Origin of the sequence: Thermoleptolyngbya oregonensis NK1-22, assembly GCF_032705245.1 — a bacterium.
GTDB classification, from domain to species: Bacteria; Cyanobacteriota; Cyanobacteriia; order Elainellales; family Elainellaceae; genus Thermoleptolyngbya; species Thermoleptolyngbya sichuanensis.
The window spans coordinates 5,146,534-5,161,215 of record NZ_CP053540.1; the positions used below are offsets into that span (position 1 = coordinate 5,146,534).

A 14,682-nucleotide genomic window follows, 5' to 3' on the forward strand; every position below is an offset into this window, starting at 1 on the left:
GGCGACAAGCGGTATCGCAAACCCAGGAAAACAAACCAAAACTCTGCAAACTAAACCTGTTCTCCTGTCTTAAAGGCACCGACCGAGGCTTGCAGTTCGCGGGCAACTTCGACCGTTTCTGCCAGCGCCCCAGAGATCTTGCGCGACGAATCAGAGGTCAACTCCGACACCTGAGCCACTTCCTGCATCAGCATCGACACAGCCGCAGACGTTTCCACCTGAGACACGGTTGCCTGCGAAATCGACTGCACCAGTTCGTCAATTTGACGCGACAGATCCAGAATTTGCATCAAGTTTCGCTTCGCATCTTCCACATAGTGGGTGCCCTCGACCACCTTGCTGGTGCTTTGCTCCATCGCTTCGACCACCTCGACCGTTTCCTGCTGGATGTTTTCTACAATGCGCTCAATTTCCTTTGTCGCATCCGCAGACCGAGCCGCCAGTTCTCCCACCTCTTCTGCCACCACTGCAAACCCCTGGCCTTCTTCGCCCGCGCGAGCCGCCTCAATCCCAGCGTTAATCGCCAGCAAGTTCGTTTGCATGGCAATTTGGTTAATCAGCGACACGGCCTTGGAAATTTGCTGCGATGATTCACCCAAACGCTTCACTTTCTTGGACGTTTCTCCGATGATTTCCCGCAGATTGAGAATGTTTTGCACCGTCAAGTCCATCGCACTGCCGCTGACCTCGGCGGTGGCGGAGGCTGTATGGGCCACCGTAGCCGCCTGCTGCGCCTGTTGCGAGACTTGCTGAACGGAGTGCGTCATAACTTCCACCGAGTCCATAATGCGCGTGGTTTCCTCAGCCTGCTTGAGGGCTGCATTTGCTAGCGCGGCGATGGCACTCTCGTTTTGTCCGAGAGACTCATTCACGCGGTTAGCGGAACGCTTCACCTGGGTCACAATCTGGCGCAAGCTCTCAATAATAGAGTTGAAAAAGTCGGCAACCGTGCCAATTTCCCCAGCCGTCACGTCCGCTCGAACCGTGAGGTCGCCCGAAGCTGCCCCTTCCACATCGTCGAGCAAAGACATCAGCTGACGTTGGAGCGTTTCTTGCTGCCGACGGCGTTCTTCAGAGAGCATGTTGGCTTGGTTAAACAGGCGAGCTTGCTCGATCGCATAGCCAAGCTGGGTTGCGACTTGGCGGAAGAAGTTGATTTCAAGCTGATTCCAGACGCGGGGCGCATCACACTGGTGGGCAATCAGCAAGCCCATCAGATCTTCGCCAATCAGGATAGGCGCAACGAGGTTGGCCCGAACCTGGTAGGGTTTGAGCTGTTCGAGATGGCATTCGGTGAGTCCGGCTTGGGTAATGTCGGCGACCGCTTGCACACGCCCCTGGCGATATTGCTCTACATATTTCTCGGCAAAGCAGGGGTCGTAAATCTTGTTAGACAGGGCGGCCGGATAGCCCGATTCGACCGATTCGGCAATGAAGGTGCCCTGCCAGTTTTCGTCGAAGGCATAGACCGCAACCCGCTGGCAGTTGAGCGATCGCCGGGCCTCAGTCACCGCCACTCGCAGAATCCGCGGCTCCTCAAAGCTTTCCCGCATCCGTGCCACAACCTCGGCGAGCTGGCGTTCCTTCTCGGCGGCTGCTTGCTGTTTTTGCAAGAGCCTTGCCTGACTCAGGGCATAACCAATCTGCACGGAAATTTGTTGCAGCAGCTCAACTTCGGCCACTTCCCACTGCCGTGGGCTAGAGCATTGATGGGCACATAGCAGTCCCACCAACTCATCACCCGCCAAAATGGGGGCCGCCATGTTGGCCTGCACCTCTAGGCGTTTCAGAATTTCGCAGTGGCAGTGGGTCAATTCGGCGGTTTCGCGATTGGTCATAAAGCTGACTCGACCCGTGTAGTAGCGCTCAATGGCTTCGGGGCTGAGGGGGTCCTCAATGATTTGCCCCATGGCTCGCTTCCATCCACGCCCGACGGCCTCAGCAGTGATTTCGCCACTTTTTAGGTCGGGAGCAAAGCGATAGATCAGCACCCGATCGACCTTCAGCACTTCCCGCACGCCCTCTACGGAGGTTGTCAGGATTGTCCTTTCGTCAAGAGATTGGCGAATTCGGCTGGTGACTTCTGCTAGCGTCATGGCGCGTTCGGTAGACTGCTTTTCGCGCTCACTTTGCATCCGCAAGACTGCTTCGGTTTGCACGACGCTGTCTGCCAGTTTGTTAAAGACTTGAGCCACTTCTCCGAGTTCGTCAGTGCCGTAGATCTCGGCGCGAGCCTGGCGATCGCCCTGAATAAAGCGCTGGGCGGTGGATTGCAGTTGCCGCACTGGACGCAGGATAGACAGACCCAGCAGCCTTGCCAGCAACAGGTTCACCGCAATCGCAACCAGCGAAACCAAAAACTGCAACCCTAGACTTTCGATGATCAGCCGATTCAACGGAGTTTCAGAACTCCCCCGCACCAACACGGCCGTTGGCTCACCGTTAAAGTTGGGAATTGCCTTGGCAGCCAGCGTATGGGTCATTGAGCCAACTGGCCCACGCCGGGTTACCACCTGACCGCGTGCGGCGATCGCATCGCGCAGCAGTTGCGGATCTTCTAGGGCGACATCTGGGATTGCTTGACTAATATCGGGGTTGTCTCCTGCTGCTAGCGCGGTTGTCAGCGCCAAGCTACCATCGGGCTGCACTTGATAAACTGCACCATACCCATTTCCAAATGCAGAGAGCGGTTTTTCTACAATCCTTAGCTTGCCATTAACGATATCCCCCGACACTAGCACCCCAATCACCTCTTTCGTATCAGGTGCAAAAACTGGGGTCACTGTGTAGCGAATTAGCGCATCCTGCCCCCCCAAGCCCTCCGGCAGAGGCGGCGCTTCGTTTTTTAGCTCGTTCCACGAGACAATTGCTGTCGCTTTAACCTGCCTTGGATTTTGCAGCACCGTACCCACGAGTCCATTGGGATCAAATCGCTGTCCAGTGCGTTTTGCATTAGCGCTGGCGATAATCCGCAAATCCTTACCCACGAGCGTGGCGTATTCAATCCCGTAGGTTTTTACCTCATTTTGCAAAATAGCCCTAACTTCTGCTTCGAGTTCAGGCGAAAGGCGGCCGCCTGCGGCGTGGGTAGCTGCCGCGGAAACAATCGCTCTGTTATCAGCCTGCACTTGAAACCCAAAGCCCATTTGGTTGACTTTGATATCGTAGGCAATTGCGATCACCGACAGCTCAGATTTTGCTTGGTTTCGCAATTGATTGCGTCCAGATATCACAATCAGCAACGCGCCAATGCCAACTAACCCAACAACTGAAATTGCGGTGGAGGTTGTCAATCCTAAGACTTGCTTGCTGCGAACCCCCAGGTTTTTGAACCACTGAATCAAAGGGTAGGAACTCGGCCGAGTGATTACAATTGAATCCTTATAACTGTTCCCATAGTTGATACCCCGATAAATCATGTGATCATCATAGTCAGGGGGCGAAGACACCCCTTCCTCATGACCGTTTTGAGAAAATGAATGGGTTGGTGAAAGCGCAGTAGAGTCCGTCTTTTTGGGAGCTGGGCGAAATTCGGTGGTCATAGTTCAAAACCTAGCGCAAGAGAGGTTAAAGAATGGAATTGGGCGGCAAGGATAGATGAAATAAGAGAACCTTAAGAAGGGCGCAAGAGGGATGAGCGGGCGATCGCCTCTGCATTCAACACCAGCAGCAGCTCAGAATCTAGGGAAACGCAACCGTCTAGATAGGGCGTAATACTACTAGAGATATTGGCTGGTGCAGGTTGAATCAGATCAGAATGGATATTCAGAATTCCACTGACTTCCTGAACTCGAAACATGAGGGGCGTTGCCTCCGTTTGCACCAAAATCAAGTTGAATTGCTGCGAGTGATAGAAACTAGCTGACAATCCCAACATTTGTGCCAAATCGATAACCCAAATCACCTGACTCCGACGATTCATCAAGCCAGATAGGCAGGGATGCATATTCGGCATGGGGGTGATGCGCTGAGTCGGCACTGTGATGGCTTCCTGTACGCAAGACAACGGCAACACCGCAGGCGTTTGATGAGTTAGGTTAAATCGAATGTGAGTGTGCGATCGCCCCACATAAGACACTGGAGCCAGGGAAGACGGCGGATTGGGAACTAGAGCCGCACTCATAGCCCAACTCCAACAACGCTCATCACTGCTCGTAGCAACTGTTCGCGGGTGTAGGGCTTAGTTAAATACGCATCCGCCCCTTGTTTCATGCCCCAAAGCCGATCGATTTCTTGATTCTTGGACGTGCAAATAACGATTGGCACCTTGGATGTCTCTGGCTGTTTTTTTAGGCTACGACACAATTCAAAGCCGCTCATACCTGGCATGACAACATCAGTGACAATCACATCTGGACGGTGCTGAATGGCTTTTTCCATCGCTTCTTTAGCCGTGACTGCATTAATCACTGTGCAGCCACTTTCGCGAAGATAATGGCTCATCAACTCCATTTCAGAAGGAGTATCTTCAACAACCAGGATCGTTTTCGTCAAGGTGAGAGTCATGGATTAGTTGCCTCTATAGATAAAAATTACACATGGTGTCCGAGCAGCCATTGCAAGAGATGCCATGCTGCTCTTAATTAATTGCGACCTTGCCCTAGCTCAAGTGCTTGAAGACGACTTTTAGCAAATCGGATTGATTGAATGGCTTGGTGAGATAGCCCGATGCGCCGACTAGTTTTGCCTTGGCACGATCAATCAAACCCGTGTTGCTAGTTACCATCACCACAGGAACATTCTTGAAACTTGGATGGCGGCGCAAAAGAGAACATAACTCATAGCCATCTAAGTTGGGCATTGTTACATCTAGCAAAATCAAATCAGGCTTGGTACGCACAATTTGCATGAGCGCTTTTACCGGATCGCTAATCACCACCACCGAAAAAATAGTGTCGTCTAGAAATGCCTCAATCGACCGCAAAATTGTTGGACTGTCGTCAATACAGACGACGGTGTAGTGGTCTTTGGAAAGCTTGGGCGGATTGACCTCTATGGTTGAGCCATGCTCTGTAGGTGCTATTTTCTCAGGCGTATCTTTGTGAGGTATGGCTGGCTGCGATCGCCCTCGTTCAATGGGAATTGTTTTGGAAGCTGGTGAGTGGGCGATCGCCATTTGCGGCTTTTGATGCGCTACATGCTGTTGGCAATATTCCACCAAATTCCGCAGATCGATCTTGCAGAAAGTCCGCCACTCCAAAAACCGCTCTCTTTCAAGCAGTTCATAGCTGCCCGCATGAACTAGCAAAAATCCCTCAATCACTTCCTTTGCCAAGCTGTCAATCAAATTAAAAATATGTTCATCCATCAAGTGATTTTGATCGACCAGCCAGCAGATTGCCTGATAATCTGGCACGAACTCTGATTGATAGATAGGACGGTTTTCAAAGAGCAGCCGCAGTTGGACGCGCACCGCGCTGACCAAGCTAGGTAGGTGGCGGCTTATTTTACTGAGATGACGATCCAGCCGTCCAAACGGATCAATCGAGCTAGACGCATATACCAAGTCACCCTCTTCAAGATAGATGAACCAGGTTGTGGAACCATCAGTGACGCGCAAGCAGCCAGTCGTTTTACGACTTTTAAGCTGGGCCAAAAGATTGAGTGGATATAACTTTTGAGGAAATCGATAGCCTGCAATTGAGGTGGTATTCATGAGTCGCTACTTGACCTTACTTCAACTGTTGACAGCCTTCATGAGGGGTTCCGCAAATGATTCAAGCGCTGAATCTGACTGGTTCAGTATCCTGGATGATGCAGCATAACCCGCAGAGGTAATAAGGGCGATCGCCCAATCTCTCTACTGGATTAGTGCTATGCGTTTGTTTCAGTACCAGATCTCTGGACTGCCAGAGAAGAAACAAAGCTTTAGCCCTGAGTGCTTGAACCTGCAAATTGAACTGAGTGCAAGGGTTCAAGGAAGGCTTGAATATCTGATCAATATCTGATCAATGTCTGATCAACCTAGAGGGAGATGCAAGGGATCGAAACTGGTAGAAGAGTGGTAGATGATTCAAGCAGGCTCTCTTAAGGGCTGAATCATTTCAGCAATTTGGCTGATGCATGTCCCTAGACTAACAAACCAATGAGCAAATTTTGCAAATCTTGAATAAAGATGAAATGGCAAATAAAAAGACATAGTGGGGATGAGCCAAAAGATTAATTGAGCGATCGCAACAGGCGGCGGATCTTATCTTTTTGCTGGCGATCGAGTTCGGGCGGAAAGCTGAGTTCCAAAATGGCGCGATCGCTCAGCCCAGCCAGCACTTCCACCCGCGTGACTTGGGTGACCAAGCTTTGCGGTTCTGGATCATCTGGCTGGCGCAACACCAGCAGACTCAGCAGCGGTTGGCTGGTCTGTAATTCTTCAATGGTCTCTAGATCCATCGCTTCTATCTCCAGCCGCAGATCACGCATCCCCATCTCGGTTAGCGTCGCCGGATACGATATGTCGCCCCAGCCTTCCCAAAACAGATAGGACGCAGCCTGTACCTGCTTTCGCACAGCAACGCTGGATTCGGGTCGAAACTCGCGAAAGACACGCCCAATGCTGGCGGCGATGAACTTAAAGGAATCTACCGGATTGTCTCGCTGCTCGCGCTTTTGGGAGTACCACTCTTTTACGTCTGAGTAAAGCACGAGAACCAAATCATCGGTTTGAGTGCGGCTGAGGTGGATGAACTGCACCGCAACCTGAACCTGCAAGCTGCTTGTCGCCTTGGCGCGAATGATTTTGGCATCCAGCAGCACTCGTGCGCCATAGTCTCCAATCAGTTCTACGCGGATTTCGTCTGGGACGTTCGGCCATTCATCCAGCAGCAGCAGCGCACCCGATTCGCTGACATTTTGCGTGGTTGCGGCCCACTGCTGATCGCCGCTGTGGATAATGGCAGCAATTCGTCGGGGCAAGCGATGAGCATCTCGCAACTGAGGCTGTTCAAACGCCACCAAGCAGGCCGCTAGCAGCAAAAACAGGTTAAACACATTCCAAATTGCATTGATCAGCACAGCCTGCATGTCCTGCGGGCTGATGACTAACCAGAAGGGAATGGCCAATAGCGAAGCAGCGGCGATCGCACTCAAATACACCAGATATCGCACACTCTCAAAATCAAAGTTGCGCTCAGTCACCGTCAACCCCTTGTCCGTCACGTTGAACGATCCCAGCTTTGGATTGATCAACGCCAGCAGCGTCACAATGCCCGCCTGAAACGACATAGCAAATTCATACACTTCGTTCCAGAAAGAGAATCGGACGTGCTTGTAGGGAATGTGGTTGGTTTGCATGGACAAAAGAATGTGCGGCAGCGCGTAAGCCATCGTCTCTAGACCCAGCCCACGCACCGACGAAATGCCTAGCAGCAGGTAAATCATCGGCGCAACCACATACATCAGTCGCGGAAAGCCAAAGAAGAAGTGTGATGTGGCGCTGAAATAGCACAATCGCTGCGCCAGCGTGAGCTTCAGCTTACGGTTAAACAGGGGATTTTCGAGCCGCAGGATTTGCGCCATGCCCCTCGCCCAGCGCACCTGCTGACCCACGTAGGACGAAAATTTTTCAGGAGCCAATCCCGCCACCATGATTTTGTCGTAATAGACAGACTGGTAGCCGAGCGAATGCAGCCGCAGCGCTGTGTGGCAATCCTCGGTGACGGTTTCGGTGGCGATGCCGCCAATCTCCAGAATATACTCGCGCCGCACAACCGCAGCGGAACCGCAAAAGAACGCTGCATTCCAGTGGTCATTCCCCTTTTGCAGCACTTTGTAAAATAGCTCGTTGCCCACGGGAATTTGTCCACGAGTCAACAAGTTGCGCTCGAAGGGGTCGGGATTGTAGAACCAGTGCGGCGTTTGCACGAGTGCGACTTTGGGCTTGAGGAAAAAGCCTACCGTTTCTTTGAGAAAGCAGCGGGCGGGGATATGGTCGCAGTCCAAAATCAGCACCAAATCGCCGTGGGTTTTCTCCAGCGCCGTGTTGATGTTGCCCGCTTTGGCGTGGTCGTTGTTGTCGCGCACCAGCATGATTGCGCCCACCTCGTTGCACATGGCTTGTAGCTCGGCGCGGCGTTCGGGATACTTGCGGCCGTCGTCTAGAACGTACACGCACTTTTTGTCGGCGGGATAGTCGATGGCGAGGGCGGCGATCGCCGTTTTTCGCACAATTTCTACGTCTTCGTTGTAGGTCGGAATGTAGACATCGACACTGGGCCACTGCGCCTGGGGCACGGTGGATAAGTCAATCGGCTGGCGCTGTCGGATGCGGAGCGTCTGAAAATAGGCCAGAAACAGCGTCAGAATTGCGTACATCTCTGCGGCATAGAGCAGCACGCTAAAGGCCGCATTCAGCCAGCTATCCAGCGAGAGAGTATAGAACGTGCGGTAGTAGAAATAGCGGAGGGTGGTCAGTCCGCTGAGGGCAACCAAGACCAGATGCAACCGTTCGCTGAGCGCAGAATCTTCTTGCTGCTCCTCCAGGCGCACCAGCCAGTTGCCCAAAAACACCAGCAACAGTCCAAAAATGCCCTGCTGCCAAATGCCAGGACGGGCCGTAATCATAGGTGTGGCCAGCCACAGCAGGGCGCTGAGCAGCACCCAAAACACGTAGCGATGGCGGCGAAAGGCCGTTTCAAAAAAACGCGGAATGTCATTCACCAGACGAAGTAAGATCCGTTTGGCAAGCGGAACTCTCGCCTGCTCCGACGCTGGCGTTGCAGCAGGGGCGATCGCACGAACCATAGATACCTCCTACTGCTTTTCTACTGCTTTTCTTGAGACGGATACCGATTCAGCCAGGCCTGACCCACGCCATACATCAGCAGCGCGATCAGAATCGTGCCGGGAATCAGCAGCAGCCAGTAGCCCCCCACCCGCTGCATCAGGCGATCGCGCCAGTTTGCTTCACTCAGGGTGGTGCGCTGTCGGGCCTGTTGCAGAAATTCCAGCGTGTAGGCATCTGGGCTATTGGCTTGCACGGCTGCATCATTGGCGCTGATCAACACCGTGTCTTCTCGCAGTTGATAAAACAGTGCATCCTGTTCAAATAAGGCTTGTAGCTGCTGAATTCCGGTGCTGGATTGTCCCGTCAGCGCCAGAAAAACGCGATCGCTATTCCAGGGCGACACCACCTGTTTGGCAACGCCTTCCACATCCGGCAGGGTGCGAATCGCTGCGCCATCTCGCCTGCGTTCAAACAGGGTTTCCAGGTTAAAGCCGCTGGATTGAAGCGCATCGGGCAGCGGGAAGCGCGATCGCTCGCCGAGGGCAATGAGATGATGAGTTTTTCGCACCTCGGCAGGCAGTTGATCCGCCCGATACACATTCAGTTTGATCGATTCAGCCTTACTCAGTCGCCCTAGTCGCTCGCTTACCTCCAACAGCAGCAGTAACTCTGCGGGGTTGGGGTTTTGGGGGAGGGCGATCGCCGTCTGCGACAAATCCTGGGGTGCGGCAAAGGGATAGCCGACTTGCAGCAGTTTCAGGTCGGGCAAGCGGGCCATGTTTTCTCGCTTCAGATCAAAGCTGGTGTCTGCATGAACCGTGCCCCAAAGCTGCTGATCGATGGCTCGGTTGCAGGAGCGACGTTCGCGGGGGTCTAGCCGAAAGCGGATTTGGAGTTTGGAATTGGGTTTGATCTTATCCGCAGGCAAATCCACCCTAAAGGTGCCGTTTCGCACACCATCCACCGCATCCAGCTTGCGCCCTGCCAGCGGCAAGCCATCCAACTGCACTTCCAACAGTGAGGTCAGCGGGTTGAGCTGCGGCCCGTAGCTATAGCGCAGATTCAACACATTGCCGACCAAAAACCGATCATCGGGCAGGGCGCGAAAGTCGATTTCGATGGGCGGTGCGTCGGAACCGCGAGTGGTGATGTCCTGGAATGGCTCGTTTGCCTGGGTCAGCAAGTCCTTGAGTTGGAAGGAATTTTCAACGGGTAGATAGCCCGGCCAGTCGCGGGGGTCTGGCGTGGGCACGTCGGCAAGGTCTTTCACCAAAATCACGCTGCCAGTGCCAATCTGGCGATCGCGGCTTTGCAGCAAAAATTGCACTGCTTTGCTGGCGGCGGCGGGCGTGTTGCCGGTGGCCACCAGCACCAGGCTCTTTGCATCTGGCGAAGGGGTCAGCATCAGCACGCCCACATCATCGGCAATCGGCTTCTGGGTTTCATCCAGCCAGCGATCGCCCTGAAGCTTTAGCGGCAACTTCAGCGACTTCAGGATTGGCTGGGTCTGAGTTGTGCCAATCACCACCAGGCGCTCGCCGGGGCTGAGTTCGTTGACCTGTTTCACCAGTCGCGTGTCGATTGGGCGAAACTGTGCCAGTCGTCCCAGGCTGCTTTGAAAGCGGCTGGCAGCCGTCAACCAGGCTTCATCTACGGCGCTGGGCAGCAGATACGCCAACTCATTGGGGCTGAGGCTGAGTTCATCAAACAGCGGAAACGGATAGCGGCTAAAATCTAGCGTCACTGGTCTGGGCGCAAGGTCAAACACAATTTTGGAATCCGGCAAGATCTCCGTCCACAGGGAGGGATCGTAGGGATCTTGGGTGCAGGTGGGGGAGTTGTTTTGCAGCGCCGCAATCACCACTTCGTTATAGTCTTGCAGCAGGCTGATGGGCACGTCGTAGATGGCATTGCCGATTTCGCCTTGGGGCTTGTTGAGCGGCACGCTGCCCACGCTAGCGCCGTTGACCAATACCGTCAGGTTCGACCGGGTGGCATAGAGCGCTGGCGAATGGCGAAACCGCAGCGACACCTTGACCGACTTTGTTTCCCAACTGCGCGGACGGGTAAATCGCAGCCGCGACTCATCGTAGATTCCCCGCAATTGCAGCCGCGTTCCCACCACCGGGCTACGGTTAAATTCCAGGACATATTGCCCCGGCGATAGGGGCTTCAGTTGCACGGTCGCTGGTAGCGTCGCTTGGTTGGGGGTGCCTGTGGCGGGTCGGGTATCGGGCTTGGTTTCCGGTGGGATGGCGTTTTGGCGAAAGTCGGGAAGTTCGCTCTGGGCGATCGCCCCACTGTTTGCCAGCAGCATCCCAAATAGCAGCAGCGAAAGGAAACCAGCGGCCCGCTTTTGTGAACGCAGTTTGGAACGAGAAAACAGCCTGAAGAAGAAGACAAGTGGACGAGCAGTGTGACGCTTCATGGAAAGCCTGGAGGATGTTGGAGTGCAAGGGAGTGTTGGAAGGAAGAGGGACGGATTTTGGATTTTGGATTTTGAATTTTGGATTTTGAATTTTGGAAATGGGCGGCAATCCAAGACCCAAAATCCCCAATCCAGAATCAATACCTTTCCCAGAAGGGCTGATAACCCCGGCGGCGCAGCAGGTTATGTTCGACTTGCTGGAGGCGATCGCCCACGGTCGGATTAATCACACCCTGAGCGTCCTGGGCTGTCCGCACCTGGCGCAGTTGTCGAATACCGCGCTGGATCTGATCCTGGGCGAGGTACAGTTCTGCCATGACGCGCTGGGTTTCCAGGTCGTCTGGGCGCAGGGTCAGGACTTGCTGATAAAGCCGCTGGGCAGCGGCGTATTGCCGTTGCTGGAACCGCACGCCTGCTAGGGCAGAGAGCGCACCGACCTCGTTGGGCTGTGCTGCCAGGATGCGCTCATAGGCCTCACTCGCCAAGGCCAGATCGCCCAGCGTTTGCGCCAGTTCGCCCTGGATAAAATAGCCAGCAATCGGGTCATCTTGTCGAGCCAGGATCTCGGACAAGCGCGATCGCGCTGCTTCTGGGTCGCGCTGGGCAATGACTTGCAGCAGTCGGCGCTCAATGGGTAAGTAATTGGGAGACGTTTCCAGCAGGCTAAGATACAGCGGTTCTCGCTGCTCGGTGGCGGGCAACGCGCCAACCAAGGCATAGAGTTCGGGATAGGCAGGCTGGGGCGAGTGGTTCGCCAGCCATTGCGCCAGGGCTTGCTCGGCGGCAGCATCAGAGATTTCGCCCAATTCATACTGGTGACTCAGTTGGGCAATCTGGGCGCGGGGCTGGTCTGGTTCGCGGCGGCGGATGTCGTCATAAAATCGGCTGACGGATGCTAGGTTCCCCTGCTGGCGGCGGATGTTGCTCAGGCCCAGCAGGGCATCCAGTTTTACGGTGCTTGGCACGGGTTGAGCCAGGATGCTTTCGTAGCGGCGGGCGCTGGCTTCCAGGTTTCCAGTCTGCCGCTCTAGGTCAGCCAGCAGCAGGTCTGCACCAACGTCGCTCTGTCCCAGTCGGGTGTTTTGATAGGCTAGCAGCGATCGCCGTGCGTCGTCCCAGTTGCGCTGCTGGAGGTGAATTTGGGCGATGCGGAAGTGCAAAAACGGCACGTCTACCCCAGATTGCAGCAGGCCCTCGTAGATGGGCAGCAGGGGGGCGGGCGGCGGGTCAAGCTGGGTGAGGGCGATCGCCACAGATTGCCGCTCGAACATCGCGTCGGGCAAGGGTTGCAGCGCGTTCTGTAATTGCGTTTGCAGCGCTGCCATGCCGATTTGCCCAAGCTGCTGCTCTAGCACCAGCCGCCGGACTTGCAAGCTGCGATCGCCCGGATATTGCTCGCTCAACTGCTGATAAATCCGCAACGCTTCCGCCCGTCCCGCGACCGACTCGCTCAGCACGTCCGCTGCCTCAAGCCGCACGCCCAGGGACGGCTCGGCGATAGTGCGGAGGGCCTGGCGGTACAACTCTGCTGCCTGCTGGAGCAGTTGGGGGTCGCGTTCGCGGCGGCCAAGGGTGCTGAGGGCGCGGGCCAGGGGCAGCGTGGCATTAGTCTGCTGGCGCAGTGGCTCCAGGGTTTGCAGCGCCTTAGGGAGTTGCTGATCAAGCTGGTAGGCGATCGCCAGCGTGCTGCGGGCATCCGGGATGAGCCAGTCAGGAACTCGCGGCCGCCGGAGCGTGGTTTCTAAAAGCTGAATCGCCTGCGCCGGGTCGCCCAGTTCCGCCAGCGTGCGGGCATAGGCCGTCAGCGCTCCGTCAGGAATCGCCTGTCCCGTGGCGCGATAGCGAGCAAATAGGGTTTGCGACTGGGCATAGTCGCCGCTGTAGGCGTAGACCTGTGCCGCACCCAGCAGCGCCGTCGGCCGGGGATTGTTGGCCAGCAAGCGGTCATAATCCGCAAAGGCTTCGGCATAGCGGCCCTGATAGCCCAAAAGCAGGGCACGCTGGGTGCGGGCATCGGTGTCGTTGGGGGAGAGTTCCAGCAATCTGCTCAGCGCGTCGATGCCGCCCGCCTGCCATTCGGGTCGATAGCCACCCAGCAAGCCAATGGCGCTGAGGGCAGTTCGGTTCGTTGCGTCTTGCGCCAATACTTGCTGATAAGCATTCCAGGCATCGGCATCGCGGCCCGCCCGCTGATAGGCGATCGCCAGTCCTAGTCTGGCATCCAGCGAGTTGGGCAACTGCCGCAGCGCTTGCTGAAACGCGGCGATCGCATCGTTCACCCAGCCGCGATCCAGCAGCGCATAGCCATTTCGCACCGCCGCTGGACGAGATGTTTGCGTAGTTCCGGGCAGGGCGATCGCGCTGCAAAGACTGACGGCCAGCCCCACAATGCCCAGCCATCTTCCAATTCTCTTCATCTGAAATATGCCTCCTGGAAAGGTGTCAGGCTACCTCAGTCAGGACTTTTGAATCGGTGCGAGTGGTGTATGCGAAGGTTTATGCGAATTGTTCGTTGGATAGGGCTGCACCCAAAAAATGCATTCGATGCCTATCGAATCAGCATCTCAAAATCAAGCCTGATACGCCAAACCATGCATCATCTCATACACCTGCTTGGCACGCCTGGCCACAAAGCAAAGTAATTCGGAAATGATGCCAGTTCGACAAGAATTCGCACACAACCTAGAATGCGATTGCACTCCAAACCCACCCCATCATTCAAGTTCCCGACTCGTTCCTGATCTAGCCATGTGGCATCAGCCAATCTGCCGCAGATTCATCCTTCATTAGCGAAAAACCAATCAGCAAAAACCCCTTGATAAAAACCCTGAGAATGTGCCTGAATCGAACCCTGAGTCTTGATTACAACCTTGAAGCTCAGCAATATAGCTGAGTGATCTACTTACATCTACTTATTTCGTAACCCACTCCTCTCCTACTTTGTACGGCAGGAATTTCTAAGATCCGCATAAAGATTACGTAAATTCCCGGCAGAGGAGAGATCCAAAGGATCGCGAGAGTCTTTGGGAATGTCCAAGATGATGCACCAACAGAGCATAAAAAACCAACAGATTATAAAAAACCAACAGAGCATAAAAAACCAACAGAGCATGAAAAAGCGAGGCACTGACTGCTCAGACCTCGCTCGTTACAATGTTTTACAAATCTTGGGTACAGGCTTGCTTAGAAGCGGCGATCGCCCCGGCCATACTCGCCGCCGCCATTGCCGCCCCAGCTATTGGCCGGGCGCTTTTCTTCGCGGGGACGGGCTTTGTTCACCTTCAGATCGCGCCCCATCCAGGTCGCGCCATCCAGCGCCTCGATCGCCGCTTGCTCCTCACTTTCCGACGACATTTCCACAAAGCCGAACCCACGAATCCGACCTGTTTCCCGGTCTACCGGAAGCTGAACCCGCGTAACCGTACCATAATCCGAGAAGACGGTTTGCACCTCTTCCTGCGTAACCTTGTAGGAAAGGTTACCAACGTAAATCGACATGGAGTAACTCCGACAGTTAAAGCAATTGCAAAGGCTG

General features: G+C 54.8%; 8 protein-coding genes. All 8 read right to left on the reverse strand.

What is annotated here, in order from left to right:
* Positions 1-50: 50 nt before the first annotated feature.
* The 8 genes from HNI00_RS21450 to HNI00_RS21485 all read right to left on the reverse strand — a co-directional run bounded on the left by HNI00_RS21450 (position 51) and on the right by HNI00_RS21485 (position 14,645).
* The gene (locus HNI00_RS21450; RefSeq protein ID WP_316789343.1) at positions 51-3,212 is read right to left on the reverse strand and encodes a GAF domain-containing protein; all 3,162 of its coding nucleotides are present in this window, start codon (positions 3,210-3,212) and stop codon (positions 51-53) included.
* Positions 3,213-3,613: 401 nt separating this feature from the next.
* Complete coding sequence (locus HNI00_RS21455; RefSeq protein WP_316789345.1) at positions 3,614-4,123, reverse strand: chemotaxis protein CheW; 510 nt, start codon at positions 4,121-4,123, stop codon at positions 3,614-3,616.
* Complete coding sequence (locus tag HNI00_RS21460; protein ID WP_172357595.1) at positions 4,120-4,506, reverse strand: response regulator; 387 nt, start codon at positions 4,504-4,506, stop codon at positions 4,120-4,122. The genes HNI00_RS21455 and HNI00_RS21460 overlap by 4 nt, the downstream gene beginning before the upstream one ends.
* Before the next feature lie 94 nt (positions 4,507-4,600).
* The gene (locus HNI00_RS21465) at positions 4,601-5,656 is read right to left on the reverse strand and encodes a response regulator (RefSeq protein ID WP_316789347.1); all 1,056 of its coding nucleotides are present in this window, start codon (positions 5,654-5,656) and stop codon (positions 4,601-4,603) included.
* Between the two features lie 503 nt (positions 5,657-6,159).
* On the reverse strand, positions 6,160-8,736 hold the full coding sequence (gene bcsA, locus HNI00_RS21470) for a UDP-forming cellulose synthase catalytic subunit (RefSeq protein ID WP_316789349.1): 2,577 nt from the start codon (positions 8,734-8,736) through the stop codon (positions 6,160-6,162).
* A 20-nt stretch (positions 8,737-8,756) separates the two neighbouring features.
* Complete coding sequence (locus HNI00_RS21475) at positions 8,757-11,147, reverse strand: cellulose biosynthesis cyclic di-GMP-binding regulatory protein BcsB (RefSeq protein WP_316789351.1); 2,391 nt, start codon at positions 11,145-11,147, stop codon at positions 8,757-8,759.
* A 137-nt stretch (positions 11,148-11,284) separates the two neighbouring features.
* Positions 11,285-13,564 carry a tetratricopeptide repeat protein gene (locus tag HNI00_RS21480; protein ID WP_316789353.1) on the reverse strand — a complete coding sequence of 760 codons (2,280 nt, stop codon included), beginning with the start codon at positions 13,562-13,564 and terminating at the stop codon, positions 11,285-11,287.
* Between the two features lie 766 nt (positions 13,565-14,330).
* Positions 14,331-14,645 carry an RNA recognition motif domain-containing protein gene (locus HNI00_RS21485; protein ID WP_277773984.1) on the reverse strand — a complete coding sequence of 105 codons (315 nt, stop codon included), beginning with the start codon at positions 14,643-14,645 and terminating at the stop codon, positions 14,331-14,333.
* Between the last annotated feature and the right edge of the window lie 37 nt (positions 14,646-14,682).

Bases quoted from the DNA above. Each gene is read 5' to 3' on its own strand.
- HNI00_RS21455 (WP_316789345.1), bottom strand. From the start codon at position 4,123: ATGAGTGCGGCTCTAGTTCCCAATCCGCCGTCTTCCCTGGCTCCAGTG.
- HNI00_RS21460 (WP_172357595.1), bottom strand. From the start codon at position 4,506: ATGACTCTCACCTTGACGAAAACGATCCTGGTTGTTGAAGATACTCCT.
- HNI00_RS21465 (WP_316789347.1), bottom strand. From the start codon at position 5,656: ATGAATACCACCTCAATTGCAGGCTATCGATTTCCTCAAAAGTTATAT.
- bcsA (WP_316789349.1), bottom strand. From the start codon at position 8,736: ATGGTTCGTGCGATCGCCCCTGCTGCAACGCCAGCGTCGGAGCAGGCG.
- HNI00_RS21475 (WP_316789351.1), bottom strand. From the start codon at position 11,147: ATGAAGCGTCACACTGCTCGTCCACTTGTCTTCTTCTTCAGGCTGTTT.
- HNI00_RS21480 (WP_316789353.1), bottom strand. From the start codon at position 13,564: ATGAAGAGAATTGGAAGATGGCTGGGCATTGTGGGGCTGGCCGTCAGT.
- HNI00_RS21485 (WP_277773984.1), bottom strand. From the start codon at position 14,645: ATGTCGATTTACGTTGGTAACCTTTCCTACAAGGTTACGCAGGAAGAG.